This is a genomic window from Fischerella sp. (assembly GCF_013388695.1).
Taxonomy (GTDB): Bacteria; Cyanobacteriota; Cyanobacteriia; order Cyanobacteriales; family Nostocaceae; genus PCC9605.
The window spans coordinates 25001-48755 of record NZ_JACAEU010000164.1; the positions used below are offsets into that span (position 1 = coordinate 25001).

At 43.8% G+C, this 23755-nt stretch carries 20 protein-coding genes, 1 rRNA gene and 1 pseudogene; 9 read left to right on the forward strand and 13 right to left on the reverse strand.

Annotated elements, in window-relative coordinates; genetic code table 11:
• Positions 1–64: 64 nt before the first annotated feature.
• From HXY43_RS22960 to HXY43_RS22985, 6 genes are all read left to right on the forward strand, one after another.
• Positions 65–1525, forward strand: a complete 1461-nt coding sequence (locus tag HXY43_RS22960; RefSeq protein WP_290888277.1) for a DNA phosphorothioation-associated putative methyltransferase — start codon at positions 65–67, stop codon at positions 1523–1525.
• A gap of 417 nt (positions 1526–1942) precedes the next feature.
• On the forward strand, positions 1943–3196 hold the full coding sequence (locus tag HXY43_RS22965; RefSeq protein ID WP_290888334.1) for an AmpG family muropeptide MFS transporter: 1254 nt from the start codon (positions 1943–1945) through the stop codon (positions 3194–3196).
• A complete protein-coding gene (locus tag HXY43_RS22970; protein ID WP_026731954.1) occupies positions 3181–3606 on the forward strand; it encodes a hypothetical protein in 426 nt (141 codons plus the stop codon). The genes HXY43_RS22965 and HXY43_RS22970 overlap by 16 nt, the downstream gene beginning before the upstream one ends.
• A 139-nt stretch (positions 3607–3745) precedes the next feature.
• Positions 3746–3964, forward strand: coding sequence for a hypothetical protein (locus HXY43_RS22975; protein WP_026731953.1), 219 nt, complete (start codon positions 3746–3748; stop codon positions 3962–3964).
• A gap of 13 nt (positions 3965–3977) precedes the next feature.
• Positions 3978–4538, forward strand: coding sequence for a GNAT family N-acetyltransferase (locus tag HXY43_RS22980; protein ID WP_290888283.1), 561 nt, complete (start codon positions 3978–3980; stop codon positions 4536–4538).
• A 189-nt stretch (positions 4539–4727) separates the two neighbouring features.
• On the forward strand, positions 4728–5486 hold the full coding sequence (locus HXY43_RS22985) for a HEAT repeat domain-containing protein (RefSeq protein ID WP_026731951.1): 759 nt from the start codon (positions 4728–4730) through the stop codon (positions 5484–5486).
• A gap of 161 nt (positions 5487–5647) precedes the next feature.
• Here HXY43_RS22985 and HXY43_RS22990 read toward each other — a convergent pair.
• From HXY43_RS22990 to HXY43_RS23005, 4 genes and pseudogenes are all read right to left on the reverse strand, one after another.
• Positions 5648–5881, reverse strand: a pseudogene (locus HXY43_RS22990) (sorbosone dehydrogenase family protein); the annotation flags it as partial.
• 176 nt (positions 5882–6057) lie between these two features.
• Positions 6058–8367: an NACHT domain-containing NTPase gene (locus tag HXY43_RS22995; protein WP_290888288.1), complete on the reverse strand. Its 2310-nt coding sequence runs from the start codon at positions 8365–8367 to the stop codon at positions 6058–6060.
• Between the two features lie 265 nt (positions 8368–8632).
• Positions 8633–9844, reverse strand: a complete 1212-nt coding sequence (locus HXY43_RS23000) for an EAL domain-containing response regulator (protein WP_290888292.1) — start codon at positions 9842–9844, stop codon at positions 8633–8635.
• 97 nt (positions 9845–9941) lie between these two features.
• Positions 9942–13178, reverse strand: coding sequence for a PAS domain S-box protein (locus tag HXY43_RS23005; RefSeq protein ID WP_290888295.1), 3237 nt, complete (start codon positions 13176–13178; stop codon positions 9942–9944).
• A 427-nt stretch (positions 13179–13605) separates the two neighbouring features.
• Between HXY43_RS23005 and HXY43_RS23010 the strand changes: the two genes are divergently transcribed.
• The gene (locus HXY43_RS23010; RefSeq protein ID WP_290888298.1) at positions 13606–16527 is read left to right on the forward strand and encodes a cation-transporting P-type ATPase; all 2922 of its coding nucleotides are present in this window, start codon (positions 13606–13608) and stop codon (positions 16525–16527) included.
• Here HXY43_RS23010 and HXY43_RS23015 read toward each other — a convergent pair.
• The 3 genes from HXY43_RS23015 to ftsH all read right to left on the reverse strand — a co-directional run bounded on the left by HXY43_RS23015 (position 16524) and on the right by ftsH (position 19379).
• Complete coding sequence (locus HXY43_RS23015) at positions 16524–16745, reverse strand: hypothetical protein (RefSeq protein ID WP_290888303.1); 222 nt, start codon at positions 16743–16745, stop codon at positions 16524–16526. The two genes, HXY43_RS23010 and HXY43_RS23015, sit on opposite strands and share 4 nt — an antisense overlap.
• A 56-nt stretch (positions 16746–16801) precedes the next feature.
• Positions 16802–17269 (reverse strand): Hsp20/alpha crystallin family protein, encoded by a 468-nt coding sequence (locus tag HXY43_RS23020; protein ID WP_290888306.1) that lies wholly within the window; start codon positions 17267–17269, stop codon positions 16802–16804.
• A 136-nt stretch (positions 17270–17405) separates the two neighbouring features.
• Positions 17406–19379 carry an ATP-dependent zinc metalloprotease FtsH gene (gene ftsH, locus HXY43_RS23025; RefSeq protein WP_290888309.1) on the reverse strand — a complete coding sequence of 658 codons (1974 nt, stop codon included), beginning with the start codon at positions 19377–19379 and terminating at the stop codon, positions 17406–17408.
• Between the two features lie 402 nt (positions 19380–19781).
• Between ftsH and HXY43_RS23030 the strand changes: the two genes are divergently transcribed.
• Complete coding sequence (locus tag HXY43_RS23030) at positions 19782–20195, forward strand: S-adenosylmethionine decarboxylase family protein (RefSeq protein WP_290888312.1); 414 nt, start codon at positions 19782–19784, stop codon at positions 20193–20195.
• On the opposite strand, the gene HXY43_RS23035 is transcribed toward HXY43_RS23030, so the two are convergent.
• Positions 20128–20403: a hypothetical protein gene (locus tag HXY43_RS23035; RefSeq protein ID WP_290888315.1), complete on the reverse strand. Its 276-nt coding sequence runs from the start codon at positions 20401–20403 to the stop codon at positions 20128–20130. The genes HXY43_RS23030 and HXY43_RS23035 overlap by 68 nt on opposite strands.
• 203 nt (positions 20404–20606) lie before the next feature.
• Here HXY43_RS23035 and HXY43_RS23040 point away from each other — a divergent pair, with 203 nt between their 5' ends.
• Entirely contained in the window at positions 20607–20909 is a 303-nt protein-coding gene (locus tag HXY43_RS23040) for an RNA-binding protein (protein ID WP_290888318.1), read from the forward strand.
• A gap of 306 nt (positions 20910–21215) precedes the next feature.
• Here HXY43_RS23040 and HXY43_RS23045 read toward each other — a convergent pair whose 3' ends face one another.
• The 5 genes from HXY43_RS23045 to HXY43_RS23065 all read right to left on the reverse strand — a co-directional run.
• On the reverse strand, positions 21216–21989 hold the full coding sequence (locus tag HXY43_RS23045) for a DUF72 domain-containing protein (protein ID WP_290888320.1): 774 nt from the start codon (positions 21987–21989) through the stop codon (positions 21216–21218).
• Between the two features lie 355 nt (positions 21990–22344).
• Positions 22345–22542: a hypothetical protein gene (locus tag HXY43_RS23050; RefSeq protein WP_290888322.1), complete on the reverse strand. Its 198-nt coding sequence runs from the start codon at positions 22540–22542 to the stop codon at positions 22345–22347.
• A gap of 8 nt (positions 22543–22550) precedes the next feature.
• On the reverse strand, positions 22551–23093 hold the full coding sequence (locus HXY43_RS23055) for a THUMP domain-containing protein (RefSeq protein WP_290888325.1): 543 nt from the start codon (positions 23091–23093) through the stop codon (positions 22551–22553).
• Positions 23094–23121: 28 nt separating this feature from the next.
• Positions 23122–23445 (reverse strand): DUF5132 domain-containing protein, encoded by a 324-nt coding sequence (locus HXY43_RS23060; protein WP_290888328.1) that lies wholly within the window; start codon positions 23443–23445, stop codon positions 23122–23124.
• A gap of 87 nt (positions 23446–23532) precedes the next feature.
• A 23S ribosomal RNA gene (locus tag HXY43_RS23065) occupies positions 23533–23755 on the reverse strand; the annotation flags it as partial.

Sequence of the window (23755 nt, forward strand, 5' to 3'; positions counted from 1 at the left end):
ATGTACAGACGTGCCATGGCACGTCTCTACAACTACTAACTACTAACAAAGTCAAAATGCTCTTATGTCCGAGAGCTACATCGAAATTGAACGTCACAGAGCTGCAATTTTTCGTATTGACTTGTCTCGCCCCGTGCGATTGGCAATAGAGTGGTCAATTTTAAACAAAGATACCACGTTTTTTGATTATGGCTGCGGCTACGGCGGTGATGTCGAGCGAGTGGCAAACTTAGGTTACACCAGTGCAGGTTGGGACCCTTACTATTATCCCGATCGCGATCGCATTCCCGCCGATGTTGTTAATTTGGGCTACATTCTGAATGTCATTGAAGACACAGAGGAACGGCGTCAAGCCCTGCTAGCAGCTTGGCAACTGACGCGCAAAGTATTAATTGTTGCTGCCCAAGTCCTGATTAACGCCCCTAGCCGCAGTCTCATACCTTATGGCGACGGTGTTGTTACCCGCCACAATACGTTTCAGAAATATTACCAGCAAGAAGAACTCAAAAAATACATTGATGAAACACTAAATGTAGATGCCGTGCCTGTAGCGCTAGGTATTTACTTTGTGTTTCGGGATGAAGCCGAAAAAGAAGCTTACAAAGCTATACGCTTTTTCTCTAAAACCTCCACGCCAAGAGTCCGCATCCCTACCAAGCGGTTTGAAGACTACCAAGATATGCTTCAACCACTCATGGCTTTTTATACAACACGCGGTAGATTGCCAGTCAAGGGTGAATTGGAGAACGAACAGGAATTATTAAGGGAGTTTGGTAACTTCCGCCGGGCTTTTGCTGTGGTTTTGCAAGCAACTGATGAAGCCGAATGGGATGCGATCGCTTATCGTCGTTCTCTAGATATTCAAGTTTATCTCGCTCTTACCCACTTTCAGGGTCGTCCTTCATGGCACAAGCTAGCACCAGAAATGCGCCATGACATTAAAGCCTTTTTTGGCAGCTACGAAGAAGCTTGCGAAGTAGCTGATGCCAAGCTTTTTAGCTTAGGAAAACCCAGTGTAGTCAAAGCTACTTGCGAAAAAAGCAAAATTGGTAAACACACACGTAATGCTTTATACGTACATATTTCCGCACTATGTGAAATTGACCCTCTATTAAGAATTTATGAGGGTTGTGCTAGCCGCACTATCTGGCGTGTAGATGATACAACATTGATAAAATTTTGTACTGAAAAACCACAGATATCTTACCTGCTTTACCCAGAATTTGACACCGATCCCCATCCGGCACTAAAAGCAAGTATTACTATTGACTTAAAAACTTTAGAGATTACTCACCGAGACTACGCAAGTAGAGCAAATCCGCCTATTCTCCACCGTAAAGAGACATTTGTTACTCCTAATTATTCGCTCTACGAAGAATTTGCTCAACTCACTCAAAAAGAACAAGAATTGGGCTTACTCAAGCACAAAAGCGATATTGGTACTCGTGAAGGTTGGGCAAAATGTCTCGCTGAACACAAGGTAGAAATAAGAGGACATCAAGTTTATCAGCTTAACGAAAGTTAATAAATTATTGTCAACTGCTGCCTACTGCCTTGTTAAGCCAACTTGGCATGAAATTACACATCAGTTATGGCAATATATTTCAATCCCCGATCAAAATTAAAAAGGTAAATCAAATTGCAATTACTGAGAAATATTAACCAGGTTAACTAGGTGGACATAATTGAACATAAAATATCAACAAAAAAATTCTGTGAACAGAAGCAGCGAATTTTCTCTTCTGCCTTGAAAGAAGGGAACAGGGTTGGGGGAACAGGGTTGGGGGAATAGAAATTTCCATGCCCAATGCCCAATGCCCATTTTCATGCATAGTGGTGAAATTTTTTCATTGGGACTGCCTTCTACCTTTTACTTGTATGAGGAATGTAAAAAATAGTGAGACAAATTCAATCTCTGCTGAAGGTATTTGAAAGCCGCAAAATGGCGGCTTTATTATTGCTAGGCTTTGCATCAGGTTTGCCCTTATTGTTAATCGGTACTACCCTTAAGGCTTGGATGACCGAAGAACAGGTAGATTTAGGGGCGATTGGCTGGTTTAGCCTGGCCAGTTTACCTTATTCCTTCAAGTTTCTGTGGTCGCCATTTTTAGATCGGTTTACACTGCCATTTTTAGGGAGACGGCGGGGTTGGTTAATTTTGATGCAGATTGCCTTGATGGTAGCGATCGCCTTCATGGCTTTTCAACAACCCAAACAAGCATTACAGCTTTTAGCCATCAACGCTATAGTCATTGCCTTTTTGAGTGCGACTCAAGATATTGCTGCTGATGCCTACCGTACCGACGTTTTGACAGAATTAGAAATGGGCGTTGGTGCAGCAGTCTTCATTTTAGGTTATCGAGTGGCATTATTAATAGCAGGTTCTTTGGGACTAATACTTGCTGACCGGATGCCTTGGTCTTCGGTTTACTTGTTGATGGCAGGTATGATGGTAATTGGTATTTTTGGCTGCTTATTTGCGCCAGAACCACGGCAAATTAGCCCTCCAGCTTCTTTAGCCGAAGCGGTTATCTTGCCATTTGGGGAATTTTTCCAGCGCAAGGGCGTTATCCAAGCATTATTGATTTTAGTCTTTATTACCCTATATAAACTAGGCGATGCCTTGTTGAGTAATATGGCTACGCCCTTTTTACTCACAGTAGGTTTCACCAAAACTGATATTGGGGCAATACAGGTAGGAATGGGATTAATTGCTACTATTGTTGGAGCCCTTGTAGGTGGTGTAATTTTAAGCAAAATAGGTATTAATCGCTCACTTTGGGTCTTTGGTGTGTTGCAAGCATTGAGTAACTTCGCTTACTTTATACTTGCTCAACCCCAATTCGCCCAAAATTACCAATTGCTAGTAGTTACTATTAATATAGAAAACTTCTGTGGTGGATTGGGAACAGCAGCCTTTGTTGCCTTTTTGATGAGTCTTTGCAACCAGCGGTTTTCCGCAACCCAGTATGCATTGCTCTCCAGTTTGATGGCTGTCAGCCGAGATATTTTGGCTGCCCCATCTGGGTCAATAGCAAAAAGCACGGGATGGTCTACATTTTTCTTAATTACGATCGTCGCTGCCGTGCCAGGGTTGCTCTTGCTGCCTGTCTTTGCCCCTTGGAACCATAAACCAATAACAATTCCCAGACCAGGACTCGAAGATGAGGAAGATGATGTATGGGGCAGAAACTAATAATTGTTATTGCCACAACTATTCTTTTATTAACAGGACTTTTACTTGGCTACGTTCTTTCCCAATTAGTTTTGGGATATCTCGGACTTAACCTCCTCACTTTTCTCGGAACATTCAGCCTAATTTTAATTTTTGCCACGCTTTATTACGTTTTATTTTGGGAATTGCGGAGACAGCAGTCTCAATCGTCTACAGCAGGTCAATCCCAGCCTGCAAATGAACCAACAACCCAACTAACAACCCAACGTATAGTTGATAATCCTCTCAAAAACAGGCTGATCGCGATGTTGGATGGTGATACAGCCGCAGCAGAACGCTTAGTAGAGCAAGCAAGGCAAGATTATCCTAAGATGCCAGAAAGTTGGTATTGGGAAAGAGCGATCGCCGACTTAGAACGCGATCGCAGGTAAAAGAAGAAGGAAGACGGGTAAAGGATGAACTCTCAACAGAGGAAGTAATATTTACCCCTCTGTCTTCTTGCTAAAATAAATCCTGACATCTTAACAAATATTCAGTTATTTCTCAGGAAAGTCCCCTGACAATTTCAAAATGGCTATATTTCGTCAGTATATTGCCCCGTTACTTGTAGTGTTGATTTTCTTATTTGCCCTTGTCGCAGTCAGCGCCCGGATCTTTTTACCTGGGGATATGGCAGCACCCGCACCCATTGAGGAAGATGGGGGGATAGGGAGATGGGATGATGGGGAGAATATGAATATTGCTTTCAATTTCCCCTTGTATTCTTGTCCTCACCTCAACTTGTCATAACAGCAAAATACCAGTGAGCAAAAACTCTAGTTTGGCAGAGGAACTGCTACCGGGGTACTGTATTCGGCATGGCTCAAGTTTGGATCGGGCGTTGCTGGTAAAGTTCATGCAATTGACTTACCAGGAGATGTTTCCTTCCGGGGATTTTTCTCATCTGGCACGCACGGTTGAACAATACTTCTCCAGCCAAACTCCCTTGTGGTGGGTAGAGGAAGATGGGGAGGTGGGGAGAACCGGAGGTGGGGAGAATATAGAATTAAGTTCTCCCCATCCCCCCATCACCCCATCACCCCATCACCCCGTAGCCTGTCTCTGGATGGGAAATGCAATCAACCAAGTCACAGGCGATCGCCATGCTCATATATTTCTGCTCTACGTTGTACCAGAACATCGGCGACGGGGCATTGGTACAGCTTTAATGCAGTATGCAGAAGACTGGGCAAAAAAAAGAGGCGATCGCCAAATGGGGTTGCAAGTGTTTCAATCTAACCAAGCAGCACTAGGTCTTTACAATCACCTCGGTTATCAAACCCAATCGTTGTGGATGGTTAAGTCTCTGTATGGTGACTGTTAGTAGATAGTGGATAGTGGTTAGTGGTTAGTGGTTAGTGGATAGTGGTAAACAATTAACTACTAACTACCAACTACTAACTACTAACTAATGTACAGACGTGCCATGGCACGTCTCTACAACTACTAACTACTAACTACTAACTACTAACTACTAACTACTAACTACTCAAAGTAATGGTAATTTTGATGTATGTACGACGAAGATGACCTTAGCCTACTCGATGCTGAAGTGGAGCTAGAAAGCCCTCTAGATAAAATGGAACCGCTGACCGCAGAGTCAGAAGTTCCAAAACCCGATCCAGAGGAAATGCTACCGCTACTAGAGCATCCCCAGCCACAGCAGAGAATGCTGGCAGCGCGTGCTTTCTGCGATCTAGAAGATGCACGCGCGACTCCCCATTTGATTCGCCTGTTAACTGATACTTGTCCGTTAGTAAGGGTGAGTGCGGCATATGGACTCGGACGCAACCCCAGCCCAGATGCTGTAGAACCGTTGATTGCCCAGTTGGGACGAGATTGGAATGGGTATGTACGCAAAGGAGTGGTTTGGGCCTTAGGTAACTGCCGCGATCGCCGTTGTTTGGCACCCCTAGCAGATGCTTTGAGAACCGATATTTCCGCAGTGCGTTTGTGGGCTGCTAGTTCTTTAGCACAGATGGCGCAAGTAGGTTATGAAGCTGTTGTTGGGGCGATACCACCGTTGATTGAAGCTTTAGTGCAAGATCCTATCGCACCAGTGCGGAGTAACAGCGCTTGGGCAATTGGACAGTTGTGCCGCGAACTGCCTTCTAATGTCGTCTATGCAACTGCCATTGATGCTTTGATTCAAGCCTTTGCTGAGGATGAAGAATTGGGAGTACGGGAAGATGCCAAAGCCGCACTTTTGGGAGTAGGCGATCCTCGTGGACTACAGTTGATTGAAACTCTGGAACAAGAAGGATGGTTTTAAATTTGGTCAAGAGTCAAGAGTCTAGAGTCAAGAGTCTAGAGTCTAGAGTCAAGAGTCTAGAGTCAAGAGTCTAGAGTCTAGAGTCAAGGGTCAATCATTCTTTTTTAAGCTATAGACTTTTGACTTTGGACTCCACTACGTAGTGGACAAAGGACAAACAACTAACCAGTATACTGAACTCGATAAATCCGATTATTGGCTTCTTCGGTAAAAATTAGACTGCCATCGGGTAGGATAAGCAAACCCACTGGACGTCCCCAAGTCGTTGGTATAGATGGATCTAGTAGAAAACCAGCGAGAAAATCTTCATAGTAATTTTGTGGTTGTCTTTTAGTATCAAAAGGAACAAAAACAATTTTGTAGCCCGTGCCGCGATCGCGGTTCCAAGAACCACGAGCTGATTTATTGAGGCTGTTTGAAGCTGTATTCAAGCGCGATCGCAATTTTGGGATGTAGATCGCCCAAAGAACCGAGTGTGGTTAAAACTATTCGACTCACTATTTTGCCTCTCGTTCAGCATCATTACTGTATCGATAAACCGACCCGCTTCAATTTCTCATTGACGGTCAAACTAGCTGTTGACTAAAAACAAATTTTTCTCTATTGATCTAATCGTAGTGAAAGTGACATTCCCAGCATTATTGAGGCAATCTAGCAGCAACTTGTTAGCATTCCAATACTGCTGTAATATTTGCAACTCGCTTTCATCGAACTGCCAATCGTGACCAATTTGGCGATCGCTAACAATGAGATTTCGCAACTTACCAGTCCAAGTTTCTCCATTCGCTTGCCACCATGCCTTGAGAGTTATTCTACTTTCCTGTGGAGATGGAAGTTCGGCGTGTAGCTGTTGCAGAGATTGTTCTAAAGCAGGACGATCCTGTAGTAAATGTTGCAAGTCAAGGGCAAGAGCGATCGCAGACAAGCGTTGACAGAAAATATCACCAGTTATCTTCAGACTAACAGCAAGGGCATGTATTAAAGCCAAGTCTAAGGCTAAATCAACAGCAAGTTTTCCAGCTAGGCGACGATCCAAAGATAAAGCCAAATTTTGGTTATGAGCTAGAGGATGATCCGGAGGGAGAGCAAGGGTAAAGTAAAAGGCACGCACGCTAGCGGGGTAATAAGATCCATTGACTGTAGAAGATTTTTCCCCTAACCAAACGAGAAAATTTTGTAATTTTTGATTTGATATTCCTAAGATATCTATTTGTTGCTTCATTAACAACAATAAATCATCTGCTGGTTGCATCATTCCCGCAGCAAGTAAAAAGACTTCTCGCCAACGTTTTTTCCCCACATGGGTGACAAATTCTTGCAGCGCTTGGGAATTGGCACTAGCAACAATTTCTCTCGCGGTCAAATACTCTTGAAAAGTCAAATGAGAAAAAGAATAAATTCCCCGTGCTTGTTCAAGTAATAATCCATGTTGCGCTTCAATAGCTTTTAGCACAGCTTTACTATCGAGTTGCAATGCTTCTAAATCCGTTGGTGGATGGGGAAGCTGGCGTAGATAGTCGGCAATGAGTTGCTGTATTTTAGTCTCTGGAAAAAAGTAATCTCCTTGAGTAAAGGTAGTTGTCGCGACACGACAAAGTAACTTAATTTTATGTATCAATGACAAATTGCGATAAACTTCATCTCGTTTAATGCCTCTGGCTTCATCCCAACGCACTAATAATAGTTCCAATGCTTGTTTGTAGAGTTCTGAACGTAAGGTAGGGAAATCTCCTAAAAACTGAAATACTAAGCAAGTGAGATTTAGCAAAATCGGTGTGGTTGCTAACTCAAGAATTTGCTGATTTTCTGGCAATTCTAACTTCTGCATAAACTCAGAAGCTTTTGCTTTTCCTTCCCAGAGAGAGTTTTTAGCTACAGCCACAAACCACTTATCTGCAAAAGCTGCGATTTGTGATTTACTAAAATCGGCGATTTCAACTACAGTAAATCCTTTAAACTTATATTGCTGTCCAGCAATACGACAAGTAATAATTATTATATTTTTATAATATTTTTCGTTAAAATTGCGAATTTCTCTGATAACTTTCTCGCTATCTTCATCTGTTAATTCATCTAAACCATCCAACAATATTATTGCTTTACCATGAGAAAATATTGTAGATAGGTCTGCTTCATAAATACCACACTCACTAAACTCTTGATAAAGATATTTTGATAAGTTAATTTGATAATCTTCACTAGTATTTTCGGCAAAGTGTTTCAAACTGATAAAAATTGGTAAGCAATCTGGCTGAAATTTACCTTGATTACAATGAATTGCAATTGATTGCAAAAAAGTAGTTCTACCAGAACCTGTTTTACCCAAAACCATGAGCTTAGAATATTTTAAAACTGCCTCTAAACCGGTAATCCATTGTTGATTGATGTTACCTAAGCTAAAACGGTCAAAATCATTCGAGTCTAACTTTTGTAAATCGGCAATTTCTAGCCATCTTTGACTAGTGATTTCCTCAAAAACATTGACTTCTACATAAAGGTCATCTAACTCGATGGGTCTAGCAATATCTAAAAGGTGCAAAGTGCCACACTGAGCCTGAATTTTCTCTTGGTGAGCCAAACGCGCCTTTTGTACTAAGACATCAATATCTGAAGTATTTTCCGGTATTGTCTCAAAAGGAATTGATTCATCCTCAATAGTAGGCTGTTCAGCAATTTCTTCTGGGTTTAATTCTAAGACAAAGCAAATCTCCTGAAAGACTTGGCGGTCAACAGGTTTACCAGTAAAAAACTTCCAAATAGGGTGACGAGTTTCTAAACCTACTTCACCAGCTAGATATTCTTGCGTCCAGTTTTTACGCCTAAAAGCCTGTTTGGCTTTTTTAATGCCTTGGGCTGACGCTTGGAGCGATCGCTTTGCCATAACTTTACAATAAAATATTTACTGATTAGTATATTTAAACCATAAATTCGTCGCGAATAAAACTTAAAAACACTCTGCGTACCTCCGCGCTGACTCTGCGCTCCTCTGCGTTTAAAAACGCTACTATTTTAAGCAAATCTGTACCAATTATATTAGTGAAAATCAATATATTTAACTTTATAATTGTTAGTAGTTAGTATTTATTGATAAGAAACAGTAACTACCAACTACTAACAACATTAATATTATGCTTATCGGAATAATTTCATGAATCCCAGAGTTTTTCAAGCGACAAAAACTTTTGAAATTCTATTGCAGGTAAAGGACGGCTGAAGAGAAATCCTTGCATGGCATCACATTGATATTGACGTAAAAAATCAAGTTCTGCTTCTGTTTCTACGCCTTCAGCAATTACCTGGAGATTGAGATTGTGACCCATTTGAATTAATGCCGTTGTAATAGCTGCCTTTTGGAAGTCGTTGACAACATTGTGAATAAAGTAGCGGTCAATTTTCAACTTATTAATAGGCAATTTTTTCAGGTACATCAAAGAAGAATATCCTGTACCAAAATCATCAATAGCAATTTTTACACCGAGGGAGCGCAATTCATTAATTGTGGCGATCGCAGTATTTACATCTTGCATAATTAAGCTTTCAGTCAGTTCTAGTTCTAGATAATCCGGTTCTAAATTATTGGCTGCTAAAAATTTCACTATTTTTTGACTCAAATCTGGCTGAGTGAATTCCCGTGCTGACAAATTAACAGCAATACGTAATGGAAAATAACCTGCATTTTGCCAGATTTTATTTTGTTGACAGACACTTTGTAATACCCATTCACCAATAGGGATAATTAAACCTGTAGATTCTGCCAACGGAATTAATTCTGAAGCAGCAACCATTCCCAATTCAGGACTTTGCCAACGTAATAAGGCTTCCGCAGCAATGATTTGACCAGATGCAATATCTACTTGTGGCTGATATTCAACATAAAATTGTCGAAAATGCCCCTGTTCAATAGCCTCGTGTAAAATACTTTTTACAACCAGCATTTCTGAGCTAAAAGCTTTCGGTTGCAGACTATCGGAAAAATACTGTTTCAAAGTAAATCGTTTTTGTAGGCGGCTATCAATTGCACTTAATAATTCAGCACGAGTAAATGGCTTTGTAATATAGTCATCAGCGCCTAGATCCATGCCTTGACGAAAGTCAGATTTAGTTGCTTTAGCTGTTAGAAAAATAAATGGGATAGTTGCTGTTAGCAGTTCTTGGCGTAATGTTGTTAGCACACCATAACCATCCAGTTCTGGCATCATCAAATCGCATAAAATTAAGTCAGGAGCTTCAGTTAGAGCTAAATGTAAACCTACTTGTCCATTGGCAGCACAAATAGTTTCAAAATCCTCAGCTTCCAACAATTCCACAAGATTTTCACGTACTGATTTTTCGTCTTCGATTACTAATATTTTGGTCATAAGATCCTCATTTGTTTTAGTTGGTAGTTAGTAGTTAGTGGTTAGTAGTTGGTAGTTAGTAGTTGGTGATTGTTTGTTTACCACTATCCACTATCTACTAACCGTTTTTTAATGGCAAAGCCACAGTAAACTTTGTTCCTATTCCCACTTCACTAGTTACAAAAATTTCACCTTGATGTAAATCTGTACACTTTTTCACAATTGTCAGTCCTAAACCTGTACCTTGGATATTGCCAACATTGGTAGCGCGATGGAATGATTCAAATAAATACGGTAAGTCTTCTTGTGGAATACCAATTCCTTGGTCTTGTATTTCAAGTATGGCTCGCTCTTCTCGACAAGTTAGACTAAATTTAACAGTACTACCATTGGGGGAATATTTAATCGCATTCGAGAGTAAATTTCTGAGAATATATCCGAGCAATTTTTCATCCATGCAGCAGGGTATCGATTCATATTCACAGCTAAAAGCGATCGCATCTTGAGTGTTGATATCAAATTGTAATTCTTCTACCAAGTAACGGCAGTATTCAACTAAATCCAGAGGTACTGGCTTAAAATCTAGTTTTCCCACTTCTGCCTTGCCAATCACCAGCACATCATTCAACATATTAGTCATGTGTTTAACAGCAACTTGAATGCGATGTACGTGCGAGAGTTGTTTTTCTTCTGCCCATTTGTGGCGGTAGTGTTCTAGCAATTCTGAAGAAGAAAGGATGGTACTCAATGGTGTGCGAAACTCATGGGAAATCATGGTTACAACGCGGGATTTGAGTTCGTTAAGTTCTTTTTCTTTCTCTAGTGCTGTTCTCAGTTCCTCTTCTGCCTGCATGCGCTCGGTGATATCATTCTGAATGCCGACGTAGTGGGTGCAATTGCCGTCGGTGTCAAACACAGGAGAAACGCTTAATTCGTTCCAAAACAAGCTACCATCTTTACGATAGTTGCGTAATATTACGGTACAATTTCGTGCTTGTCGGATGGCAATGCTGAGTTCTTTGATTTCCGGCTGATTGGTATCAGCACCTTGAAGAAAACGGCAGTTTCTACCAATAACTTCTTCTAGGGAATAACCAGTTATGTATTCAAAAGCAGGATTAGCATAGATAATTGGCAAATTTGGCAGTCTGGCATCCGAAATAACTATGCCATTACTGCTAGCAGCGATCGCGCGATCGCGTAAACGCAGTCTTTCTTCTACTCGCTTGCGCTCGGTAATGTCAGTATGGATACCGACAGTTCCAATAATTTTACCAGTGGCATCTTTAATGGCATCAGCACGGAGGTCAATGTCTAAGATCTGACCTCTCTTGGTTTGCATCTTCACTTCACCACGCCAAGACTGGCCATTCTCGACAGTTGCAAATATTTCTTTACACTCTGCTTTATTGATGTAAAGAACTGGCGGTCCCCCAGCAACCTGCAATTCAGCCAAAGTGTACTCAAACAATTCGACAAACGCTGGGTTAACGTAAATTACCTCACCGCCGATGTCAGCCATACCAATAGCATCGCTGCTACTTTCTATAGCTGTGCGAAAACGCACAAGAGACTCGTTGGCGTGTTTGCGATCGGTAATGTCTGTAGAAATGCCACAAATTGCATAAGGCACACCATTTGCATCTTTTAAAGCAAACTTGACAGAAAAATAAGTGTGTAATCCATCCTCCTGGGGAGCAATTTCTTCAGCTTCTACGGATTTGCCACTAGTGAGGACATTTTGATTATTGACTGCAAATATATCAGCAAATTCACTGTTAAAAAAAACGTATATACTTTTACCTGTAATCTGTTGTTTAGTACAGTGAAATACCTTTTCATATTGACGGTTAATCAGCAGGAATCTGTTTTGAGTATCTACCACGTAAACAATCGCTGGACAGTTATCTAAAATTGCCTGTAGCTGTTGTTGAGTTTGCCGTAATGCAGCTTCTGCTTGTTTGCGATCGCTAATTTCATGTCTGAGTTGACGATTGATTTGCTGTAAAGCTTGCGTTCGCTCCTCTACTCGTTTTTCCAACTCTGCATTGGCCTGCTTGAGAGCTGCTTGTGCTTGCTTGAGTTCGCTAATATCTTCAGAAATACCAACAACACGGTAAACTTCTCCCAGTTCATTTTGCAGGGGAAAAGCTCGTGTACAAATCCAGCGAACCTCGCCATCAGGGCGCACAATTCGATATTCTTCGTTGTAATTTTTCCCCGCAGCTTGAGATTTCATCCCTGCAATGACGCGATCGCGATCGAGTGGATGGATCGCCTCCAAAAAGTCGAGGGAATTTTCGTAGAGACTCGCGCAGCTGCGTCCCCAAATGTCTTCATAAGCTGGAGTAACGTACACTATTTTGTTTTGCTTGATATCTCGCACAAACAAAACTTGGCGAATGTTTTCTGTGACTTCACGTAATAGGGCTTCGCTGGCGCGTAGTGCTTCTTCTGTAAGTTTGCGTTTAGTAATATCCCGTTGTACTGAAACAAAATGAGTGAGTTTACCCTTTCGATCTGCAATTGGGACGATGTTTACCTCAACCCAGTATGTAGAACCGTTTTTGTGGTAGTTAATTAACTCCGCTCTGATTGGCAAACCATCTTGAAGCGCGGCGCGAATTCGATCTAGCTGGATGCGATCTGTTAACTCACCCTGGAGAATTCGCGGAGTTTTGCCTATAACTTCAGTTGCAGACCAACCACTCATCCGGGTAAAGGCTTCGTTGACATAGATTATTTGCGGGCCCAATGGTTCATCCAGCGCATCAGCTGCTGCGATGACAATGGCATCATTAGCATTGACAACCGCTGACTCTAACAAACGCAGTCGTTCTTCCGTGCAGTTCACGTTCGACGACAATTTAGGTTGTTGCTTATCTTTGAGAACCGCTACACCAACAGTTTCTCCTTCAACGGAAGAGCAAGGCAGAATTTGTAGTGCTTGATAAATAGTGTCTAATGTAACTATTCCAATTAGTTGACCTCGCTCAGCAACAATTGGTAGCATAGGCAACTTATACTTTCGTAAAGTAAATAATATAAATGTAATGCTTTTAACTTCAAAATAGTTCAGGGTAATTACTGGTGTAACCATTACTTGTGAAACCTTAGCTGTTCTGAAGTCAAAGCCACGGGAGAGCAGCGCGATCGCATCTTGCTGCGTGAACCACCCCACTACCTGCAAGCCATCGGTTGTTAGATTCTCCACTACCAAAACACTACTTGCTTGCTGCCGACTCATTTGCGTGACTACATCTAGTAATGACGTGTCTGGTGTAACGGTCAGAGGAGAAAAGTCAATTACTGAATCTAACGATGGTAGATGGACAACCTGAGTTAAGGCGTGCATAGATAATTGCAATAGCCTTGATGAAAAATTTGATGAATAATAGCATATTTAACTATTATTTTTAGATGTTTGCGCAGTAAATATAACATGGGCTTGCGTGATATAATATTGAGATATAAAATATTTATTGTTAATAAAAACACTAATGTCAATAGTAATAATACTGAGAAAATCAACTTACTCTTGATGATTCACAAGCTAGGTTTCTAAAGCCACCTTTCCTGTGTTTGCGGTATCTGGAACGGAAATAGCTTCAATAAGCGATCGCTGTTTAGGAAAATGTGATGAATATTCATTCGTAGTTACAAATTACAAACTACGAATTAAATATCTACTAATTGCATTGATAATTAACTCAACAATTTACAATCCCTACTAAGCACTCTAACCAAGTTTTTACACACAAACACCACAAAATTTGGGGAGTATGATGTCATTTCATCAACCAGTCTGGACATTGCCCATTGAAGCTGTTTATGAGTCACTGGGAACAACTGACAACGGCTTGACTGAATATGAGGCAAGACAAAGGTTTGAGCGTTATGGTGCAAATGAACTACCAGAAACCATTCAGCGCCCAATGTGGCTTCGCTTCACGGATCAGCTCACCCACTTTATGGCCTTGTTGCTATGGATCGCAGGGATTTTGGCATTTATTTCCCGCACACCGGAACTGGGGTGGGCAATCTGGGCTGTGATCTGGATCAATGCTGTCTTTAGTTTTTGGCAAGAATACCAGGCAGAACGAGCACTTGCAGCATTGAAAAAAGTATTGCCAATCCAAGTGCGAGTATACCGAGATGGACAGTTGAAACAAATCCCAGCGCGAGAGTTAGTCCGGGGTGATGTCATGCAACTGGAAGAAGGCGATCGCATCTCTGCTGATGCTCGCTTAGTTTCTGCTGAGAACCTTTATGTGGATGTCTCGGTACTGACAGGGGAATCTTTGCCCGTTGCTCGCAATCCCCACCCCGTGCGTCCCCGTCAAGTCGTACCAATTCGCAACGGCAAAACCCTGCTGCATCCTGGGGAACAGCCTTTGCAGGAGCGAGTTAACCCTACGGAAATTGCTAATTTAGTATCGGCAGGCTCTAGCGTTGCATCGGGGCGGGGAGTCGCCGTAGTCTATGCTACTGGTGCCCAGACAGAGTTTGGGCAAGTGGCACATCTGACCACAATCGTGAAGCGAGAACCCAGCACCCTAGAAGTGCAGGTAGCCCGGATTGTCAGGGTAATCACAGCGATCGCTTTACTCATGGGTATTACAGTTTTCCTGCTCAGCTATTTGCTGATTGGCATGGAAGTTAAGGAGAGTTTCATTTTTGCGATCGGTATCATTGTTGCCAATGTGCCTGAAGGACTGCTACCGACCGTAACACTGGCATTGGCGATGGGAGTACAGCGTATGGCACGTCGTAATGCCTTGGTCAGGCGGCTTTCTGCCGTAGAAACGCTGAGTGCAACCACAGTTATTTGCACCGATAAGACAGGAACTTTGACCAAAAATGAAATGACAGTACGTTATTTATGGGTTTCCTCACCACAGCAAGGTAGCAGTGAACAACCTCAAATAGGTAACAACAGGTCTGTTGGATCTTTGCTGATTGAAGCTACAGGTGCAGGCTACGACCCCACAAACGGTACAGTTCACATCCCTGCTGATTTTGCAGCTTCTTGGCAGGTACATCTACTGTTAGCAGGAGCTGCCCTTTGTTCCAATGCTCGTTTGATTCATCTGACTGCACCCAGCCGTTGGCAAGAAATTGGCGATCCGACAGAAGCGGCTTTGCTGGTTGCGGCTGCCAAAGCAAAATTGAACTTGGAACAGCTGCAACATCAATCTCCTCGCTTGCGAGAAGTCCCCTTTGATTCTCGTAGACGGATGATGACGGTGGTGCTGGACTGGCAGTCTTCACAATTGTGGGCCAATGAATTTCCCTATCTGGCTTTTACTAAGGGAGCGCCATTGGAAGTGTTGCGACACTGCCAATCTATCCTGCGGGGGGGAACAGTTCAGGAGCTAAATCAGGCAGACAGGGATGAGGTAGTCACAGCTAATGATAACCTAGCACGACAGGGATTTCGGGTGCTGGGGGTTGCGGTTCGCAAGGGTTGCAGTGAGTTGTTAGAGCAACGAGCGCAGGAATTGGAGCAAAACCTGATTTTCATTGGTTTAGTCGCTATGTTCGATCCACCCCGTCCAGAAGTGAAGGAAGCGATCGCCTGTTGTCATCAGGCCGGGATCAAGGTGACGATGGTGACTGGAGATTATGGGCTAACCGCCGAAGCGATCGCCCGTAATATTGGTCTAGCAGAAGAACGAGTCCGGGTTGTGACTGGGGAAGGCATGGGTCATCTTTCCGATGCTCAACTGCGGCAAATTTTGAAATATCGCTCCGGCTTAGTGTTTGCCCGCATGTCTCCCGAACACAAACTGCGACTGGTGCAAGCCTACAAAGATTCAGGCGAAGTCGTAGCTGTGACAGGAGATGGTGTGAATGATGCCCCGGCACTGCGAGCAGCCAACATTGGCATTGCTATGGGTATGAACGGCACCGATGTAGCCAGGGAAGCTGCTGATATTGTGCTGACCGATGATAACTTTGCCACTATTGTCAGTGCTGTTGAGCAAGGACGAACAATTTACCAGAATATCCGCAAGTTTATGACCTACATTCTGGCATCTAACGTACCCGAAATAGTGCCATTTTTAGCTATGGTCATTTTCAAAATTCCACCTGCATTGACAATTTTGCAAATTCTCGCAGTGGATTTGGGAACCGACATGGTGCCGGCGTTGGCACTGGGTGCTGAACTACCAGAAACCGGGATTATGGAGCGTCCACCCCGTGCCAAACATCAATTCCTGCTCAATCTTCCCTTGCTAGTGCGGGCATACGGATTTCTGGGGGTGATTGAAGCGATCGTATCGATGCTGGGATTCTTGATCGTCTGGTGGAGTCATGGCTACTCAATCGCAGATATCCAGCAAGTTACTCCAGCAATTTTGTCTCACACCGCTGAGCCAACGGTAACTGCAATTTACCATCAGGCAACTACCATGACTTTGGCGGCGATCGTCGCTTGTCAAGTCGGCAACCTCTTTGCCTGCCGTTCTGAATGGGTATCTGCTTTGAGAATGTCTTGGACGAATAATCAACTTTTATGGCTTGGTGTGGGAGTTGAATGTGCAGCATTGCTTATCTTCATTTACTACCCACCACTGAGCAATATTTTTACAACTGCACCCTTAAGTGTTTGGCAATGGTTGCTACTGCTAGCCTGCCCACCGATCCTACTGGGAGCAGAGGAATTACGAAAAGCTATTTTCTCCAAGGGCAGGCGCTAAATATTTTGACGCTGTTGGCGATTATTCTGATACCAAATTGTGTTCAGATATAGCGATTCGTGCCCTCTCCCCCTCCCCTGTTCCAAATTGGGAGAGGGGGGTGAGGGAAGTACTATCTTTGACTGCAACCTAGTTATGATTATCCGTCCGATCCCGTCAATGCCTAGAGCGACGAACTGGCGATCGCCTTCGTCTGAGTTTGCCAGTTCGTCGCTCACCTGTTTAATCTTGACAGAACTTCGGATTTTTTCTTTCTGCTTTTTAAGGAAGAAGATTAAGCCACTTTGACCTTAACGACTTTCCTCTTATCTTCTTCTGATTTAGGCAAAGTCAGGGTGAGGATACCATTTTTGTACTCAGCTTGCACTTTGTCGGTCTGAACGTGAGTGGGTAATGGAATCACCCGTTCAAATTTGCCGTAGTGGAATTCAGAACGCACTATGCCTTTTTCTTCTACCTTGGTTTGAGACTTACGTTCGCCACTGATGGCAACAGAGTCTTCCATAACTTGTACATCCAGATCTTTGGCTTCCAGTCCTGGAATTTCTAGTCTGAGGTGAACTGCGTCATCAGTTTCTTCCATTTCGGCAGAAGGCACAAAGGTAATTCCGGCACCACCTCCATCGCCGCTAGGCATAAGACGATCAAACAGGCGGTTCATCTGACGTTGCAAGTTTTCGATTTCTTGGAAAGGTTGCCAACGTTCAATATCCCGGAAGGGTCTCCAAAGAGTAATAGGCATATTTGCTCCTCCTATAGCTCTATCCTAAGTATAGAAAGAAAATATGAAGATATTGTGAGGAAAAAACTCCGACCAATCAGGTGGTGCTTTCTCATCAGCCTCACAGTACTAGCTTGAAGACACCGTTGTTTTGGTGTCAAAGTGTCATGCTTGCATCAGATTGTTTGCCTTTAAGCATTGTTTGCATCAACTGTGTCCCAGGGGGGAGTTTACCTGTCCGCAACCATTCAGCCATACCTGCTGGGGGCTGAACACGATTCAGTCTCGCTTTCAGTTCTTCGCCTTCCAGGATTTCTTTATCCAGCAGGGCTTGAGCTGTTTCTTCCAGCAGTTCTCGATTGTGGTCTAAGATGGTCAAGGCAACGTGGTGAGCGCCATCCACAATCTCTTTCACTTCGCGATCGATTGCTTCAGCAACCTTGGGACTAACCGGACGGCGAGGGCTGGTGGCACCTTCTAGAAATTGCAGTTGAGTCTTCTCGAAGGCGATCGGCCCAAGTTCATCACTCATGCCGTAGAGGGTCACGAACCGATCGGCTAGCTCCGTCGCTTTCTGAATATCATCACCGGCTCCCGTCGAAACCTGACCAAAGATTAATTCTTCGGCAGAACGTCCCCCTAAAAGGGAGACCAGCCGACCCCGCAGCTCGTTTTCGACGATCAAGAAGCGATCTTCCTCTGGCAATTGCAGCGTGTAGCCCAACGCACCCACACCACGGGGTACAACCGAAATCTTCTCAACTGTCCCCGCACCAGGCATCATCGCCCCAATAATGGCATGACCCACTTCGTGATAGGCGACCGTCTTTTTCTCCAGATCGTTGAGAACGCGAGATTTTTTCTCCAACCCGGTCAAAATTCGCTCGATCGCTTCATTGAAGTCCGCCATCGTCACGGTGTCGTGGTTTTTCCGAGCAGCGAGTAGTGCTGCCTCATTCACGAGATTAGCCAGATCGGCTCCCGCAAACCCTGGTGTCTGAGCAGCCAATTTCGCCAAGTCAACGTCAACAGCCAGTTTCACTGCTTTCGAGTGAACCCTCAAAATGGCTTCCCGACCAATCTTGTCCGGGCGATCGACGACAACCTGGCGGTCAAAGCGACCGGGACGTAGGAGCGCCGGATCGAGAATCTCAGGGCGGTTTGTGGCAGCCAGGAGAATTACACCCGTATTGGGATCAAAGCCATCCATCTCTGAAAGCAGTTGGTTCAGGGTTTGTTCTCGCTCCTCAGTGCCACCGAGAGGAAACCCAGCACCTGCCCGTGACCTGCCGAGAGCATCTAATTCGTCGATGAACACAATGCAAGGGGCTTGTTGCTTTGCTTGCTCAAACAGGTCACGCACCCGAGCTGCCCCCAGACCGACGAATAATTCAATAAACTCGGAACCGGAGATACTGAAGAAGGGAACCCCAGCTTGACCCGCGATCGCTCTCGCCAATAGAGTTTTGCCCGTACCGGGGGGACCCACTAGCAACACTCCTTTGGGAATTTTCGCGCCCAAGCGAGTGTATTTGCCTGCATTTTTGAGGAAATCTACAATCTCTTGCAGTTCAGCCTTCGCTTCATCCACCCCAGCAACATCATCAAACGTCACGCCCGTACTGCCTTCGGAGTAAATGCGAGCCTTGGTCTTGCCGATGGTGAGAGCAGCAGGGCCAGCCCCTTGACCACGCCTCAGCAGCCAACCCCAAATGCCAAAGAAGATTAGAGGTGGGACAACCCAACCTAGAAGAGTCCACAGCCAACCCAGCCCACTGGGAGGGCGGACAAAAAATTTGACATTATGCTCCCGTAGCAGTTTGGGCAACTCTAAATCCGTAGGTACAGGAATTGTGTCAAACACTTGACCGGGCTGAGCGCCTATTTTGCTGGGAGTTCGATCGGATTTCAGAATGTATCGGATTCGGTCAGGACTGATTTCCACACGCTCAACTTCACCCGCTTCGACCTCACCAATAAAATCACTATAGGCTGTTGTTGGATACCGAGGTCCCTGAAGTAAAAACAGGTTCAGGAGTATCAGCAGCACAAACAGTATCAATAAGCTGCCACCAAACTGTCTAGGCTCAGGCAGTTTCATCCGACTATTGTTATTAGTATCAATAGGCATTAACAATAGCTCCTTTGCGCCGCTACTTCAATATTTAGGCAACATTCAGCAATACAGCGGTTTCAATCTCCAGTGGTTATCTCAACTCGATTTTTGGAGAAATTAACAAGCCTCTCTGAATTTTATTTTAAACTCATCGGAGGAATCGAGCTTAGAAATTCGTCTAACTTAAACTTTATTTGAAAATCAGATTTGAGTTATGAAATGTTTTCAAGATAGTTGCCAGCAGACAGCAGTTAGAAAAAGGCTTATAGCTAATGGGCTGATGATATCTGATTTTATTGCTATGGAGGACTAGCTTCAAACTTTTTCTGCACCTTTGCGTTCATCTTTCAAACTTCACAACAACCTCACATTGTGTTAATAATCTGAAATTAGGGAATCCGTTAAGGGGTGAATACTATGAGTGAACTACTTGAACTTGAACCAAACAAACCCCACCCAGCAATTAACACCGATGACATCTTTGGCTGGGAACTCATTTTGGACATTTATCAATGTAATCCAACCAAAGTGCGTTCAATTGACGAAATAGTTGCTTTCATCAAAAAATTATGTAGCGAAGTACTAGACATAAAACTGCATGGCGAAACTTGGGCAGAATGGTTTGGTCAGCATCGTCCTGTAAATACTGGTTATACGGTAGTGCAACTTGTGGAAACAAGTTCGGTGATCGCGCATTTTTCGGAGTTAAAAAACTCGGTGTATCTTGAGATTTTTTCTTGCAAGCCCTATGACCCAGCCGTTGTTAGCAATTTCTGCCGCGATTTTTTTGAAGCCGAGAAGGTTGTAGAACACTTCTTAGAACGAAGGTAGGCATTGGACTGAGAGAGGTTGTCTGTGGGGCGATCGCCTGATGATAAAAGTTTTGAGAGAATAAAAGCGATCGCCCTTGCAATGGTGTCAAATTGGTATTTTTATTACTGGCATCATACAAACTTGTAATTTCAGCTTTACCGAAAAGTTCTGCGATCGCTCCACCGGATGGCGACATTCTCAATGAGAAAAGCATCGCGTCTTTCATAGTTCCCCCCACAAAAGATTCATGGGTGAAATTAATACAGCTTCATCTTTGCTATTGCCTTGCCTGCACTCTTCATTTATTATTGTTATAATTTATATGTAAGTAAAGTTTGCATTCGGTCTTGCAGTGTGTTTGGTTTTTATCTAATTACAGGCTTTTCTCCGAATCTAACTCTCTACGTTCTTTGATTCTGGAGATTTTTTATGTCTATTTTTGTTGGTAATCTATCCTTTGCTGTCACCCAAGATGACCTCAGAGAGATCTTTGCAGAGTACGGAACTGTTAAGCGCATTAGTTTGCCTACAGACCGGGAAACAGGTCGTGTACGAGGTTTTGCCTTTGTAGAAATGGGTACAGAGGCAGAAGAAAACGCTGCAATTGAAGCCCTTGATGGTGCTACTTGGATGGGTCGCGATATGAGGGTTAACAAGGCTAAGCCCCGCGAAGAAAGAAGACCTTTTGGTGATAGTTGGGCAAGCAATAGTCGATTTTCTCGACAACGCTAAGCTTTGAGATTGGGAATTTAACATTTAAGCAGGGGTTGAGTCTCTATCTCTGCAAAAAATTCCTAATCTAGCCAATTCATGTTTAGGGTTTGAGATAATTTATACCAATTTCCTTTAACTGTGAAACATATATAGATCCCCCCAACCCACGCCAGTCGCTACAACGGATACAAAGAGGGGCTATAGAGAATCATCTGTCTCAAACATTTAAAGAAATGGTATATTTGTCAAACTTGTGGTAAACCTTGGAGCAAAGGTATTGTGCAAGGTGCGATCGCGCATCTTTACAAGGCAGCTTAGAGACTTTCAGCAATCCGAGAGTTGTCGCTTTAGGTACAGAGCATTTTCAACAGCATAGCCACAAGCATCATTATTAAAGTAAACATAAACATCCCGTCCCTCTCTCAGCCATGCTGTAATTTTCTGAGCATCTGCTGACAGCATCTCGGAAGAATAGCAAGAACTGTACAGCGAAGTAGATCCGTGTCGTCTGACGTAGACAAAGTCAGCCGTTAGGGGTGCTTGCACGGGAAGGGTTGACCAATCCGACAGACATAAGGCAATATTTGCCCCCTCCAGCAGCTTAAAGACCTGCGAAATCATCCAACTTGGATGCCGGATCTCGATCGCAACTCTCAAGTCTGGAATAATAGGTTGGGTACGAAGAAAGCTCAGGAAATCTTCTAGGCGTTCCACCGAAAGTGCTAAAGAAGGTGGGAACTGGAAGAGGACAGGCCCTAACTTCTGCTTGAGAATGGATATTCGCTCTAAAAATATTCTGATATTAGCCTCTGGCTCTTTGAGCCGTCGAATATGGGTGATGAAGCGGCTTCCCTTCACTGCGAAAACAAAGCCTGGGGGAGTTTCCTCACACCATCGATTTAAAGTATCCTCTTTTGGCAAACGATAAAAGGTGTTGTTCAGTTCTACCGTGTTGAAACAGCGGCTGTAATAGCTGAGATAGTCCCTAGATTTCAGGTGATTTGGATAGAAAATTTCTTTCCCCCAGTGGGGATAGCTGAAGCCGCTGGTTCCGATGAAAGCTTGTTTGATGGAAGTGCGATCGCTGGTAAAAGACACACGGAGAGTAACAAATAAAATTATTTAGCCGCCCCCAATCAACGGGAATTGACGGACTGTGTCATCATCGACTCAACCCGTCAACTCGTGGAGGTTAGAAGCTCCAAGGTCTCCTCCTGATTGATCTTGGATAAACAGGTCTCGCGGCTTTTCACTCGAACCTCTCATAGTCGCATCTTCCTGAGAGCCTGGTTTGGTGTTGCTCTTGAGGGGGAGCGTTACCACTTCACTCTATGTAAGAGGTTCACCACGATTCCACCTATATTATACAAAATTTTCTGCAACCGATGTCTCAATTCTGTCTGAAGAAATTTCAGAACGCATGCATTAGCAAGTAAACCACAATCAATAAGAGTTACATCAAACTGAAATATTTTCTGGATATGTTGCAGGTGATACTCCCAGCAGGCGATCGCCCAATCGGGGAAGGACACATAACGATAAAGACCGAATTTAAAGACCGATTCAGAAACGCAATCGTTTCAGCTTGAGGATTGCTTTGAAGAACTGTTGCGATCGCCATCCCATTGAGTAAATTCTGTTTGGCATTCATTGCAATCCTCAGTCAACCTTCAAAAAGGAATAGCGTTGCAAGTCCTCACGAGTCCAGTAAGACAGTCCACACCGTTGACCTAAGGTTTCCACCACCACAATGGCATCTGGGTTCTCAAAGGTGATGTGTCCGGGTGTCCCAGCTCGTTCCAAGGCTTCGAGAAGAACCTTGTCCAGAAAACGCTCCTCATCTGGGCTAGAGAGCTTTCCTTTGAACCCGCGACGGTGCATCCGCACATGAAAACTTTTACCTGCTAGATGGGGTACCCACTGTAAGATTGCCTCCTGTGCTCTTGACTCAAAATCCTGAGGGGACTGAAAGGTGAAAGCACAGGTAACAGGTACTAACCGCGCCAGAAAATCAAACCGATTGGGATCGTTTGCTATTTCTTCCCGCAAAGTTTCCAAGAATCTGTCAATATGGCTGACTTTCATCACTAGGACATTGCGAAAGTCCGATCGGCTGATTGACCCAAATTCTTGAAGCACCTTAAAGGCTTGATACCAGCCACGCTCATGGAGGCTGACTATGATATTCCAATCATTCATCATAGTAAAGTAATTGTTAGTAAATATTTAACTAGTTACTAACATCTGCTGAAGCTTCGCTGATGGGTGCTATCTTGGAAGAACCTGCCGCAGATTCAAGTATCTTTCCTCGCTCCTCAACTAGTTCTGCTCTTGCCTCGGCGGCAATATCTTTCCATGCTTTGCCAACTTTGGCGATCGCGCCCTTATTTTTTTCATACAGGATCATGCCCCCTTTGATCGCTGCCTTGGCGATCGGCTTGACAACCTCTGATACTCCTGGAAGGATAACAGACAGAAGAAGAATGGTCGCAATACCAGAAACACCAAGCCCTTCAAGCAGGTCTTCCAAATCAGGTAGAAGTTTGAGTGACATAGTACTTGCCTCCCATTTGTCTACTAATATTTTGACTTTACAGAAGCCCTAAAGATTGCATAGCAACAAGCCTTACACCAATTATTAGAGGTCAAGCCCTCGGTCTGTTAGCACGGCTCGGCTGCATGCATTACTGCACTTGTACCTACCGCCTATCAACAGGTAATCTACCTGTGACCTTACCTACTTGTAGTAGTGAGAGTACTCATCTTGAGGTGGGCTTCCCACTTAGATGCTTTCAGCGGTTATCCACTCCGTACTTGGCTACCCAGCGTCTACTCCTGGCGGAATAACTGGTACACCAGCGGTA

Bases quoted from the DNA above. Each gene is read 5' to 3' on its own strand.
- HXY43_RS23035 (WP_290888315.1), bottom strand. From the start codon at position 20,403: ATGAAAGACGCGATGCTTTTCTCATTGAGAATGTCGCCATCCGGTGGA.
- HXY43_RS22970 (WP_026731954.1), top strand. From the start codon at position 3,181: ATGGGGCAGAAACTAATAATTGTTATTGCCACAACTATTCTTTTATTA.
- HXY43_RS22985 (WP_026731951.1), top strand. From the start codon at position 4,728: ATGTACGACGAAGATGACCTTAGCCTACTCGATGCTGAAGTGGAGCTA.
- HXY43_RS22965 (WP_290888334.1), top strand. From the start codon at position 1,943: ATGGCGGCTTTATTATTGCTAGGCTTTGCATCAGGTTTGCCCTTATTG.
- HXY43_RS23010 (WP_290888298.1), top strand. From the start codon at position 13,606: ATGATGTCATTTCATCAACCAGTCTGGACATTGCCCATTGAAGCTGTT.
- HXY43_RS22975 (WP_026731953.1), top strand. From the start codon at position 3,746: ATGGCTATATTTCGTCAGTATATTGCCCCGTTACTTGTAGTGTTGATT.
- HXY43_RS23000 (WP_290888292.1), bottom strand. From the start codon at position 9,844: ATGACCAAAATATTAGTAATCGAAGACGAAAAATCAGTACGTGAAAAT.
- HXY43_RS22960 (WP_290888277.1), top strand. From the start codon at position 65: ATGTCCGAGAGCTACATCGAAATTGAACGTCACAGAGCTGCAATTTTT.
- HXY43_RS23040 (WP_290888318.1), top strand. From the start codon at position 20,607: ATGTCTATTTTTGTTGGTAATCTATCCTTTGCTGTCACCCAAGATGAC.
- HXY43_RS23060 (WP_290888328.1), bottom strand. From the start codon at position 23,445: ATGTCACTCAAACTTCTACCTGATTTGGAAGACCTGCTTGAAGGGCTT.
- HXY43_RS22995 (WP_290888288.1), bottom strand. From the start codon at position 8,367: ATGGCAAAGCGATCGCTCCAAGCGTCAGCCCAAGGCATTAAAAAAGCC.
- ftsH (WP_290888309.1), bottom strand. From the start codon at position 19,379: ATGCCTATTGATACTAATAACAATAGTCGGATGAAACTGCCTGAGCCT.
- HXY43_RS23030 (WP_290888312.1), top strand. From the start codon at position 19,782: ATGAGTGAACTACTTGAACTTGAACCAAACAAACCCCACCCAGCAATT.
- HXY43_RS23050 (WP_290888322.1), bottom strand. From the start codon at position 22,542: ATGAATGCCAAACAGAATTTACTCAATGGGATGGCGATCGCAACAGTT.
- HXY43_RS23055 (WP_290888325.1), bottom strand. From the start codon at position 23,093: ATGATGAATGATTGGAATATCATAGTCAGCCTCCATGAGCGTGGCTGG.
- HXY43_RS23020 (WP_290888306.1), bottom strand. From the start codon at position 17,269: ATGCCTATTACTCTTTGGAGACCCTTCCGGGATATTGAACGTTGGCAA.
- HXY43_RS23005 (WP_290888295.1), bottom strand. From the start codon at position 13,178: ATGCACGCCTTAACTCAGGTTGTCCATCTACCATCGTTAGATTCAGTA.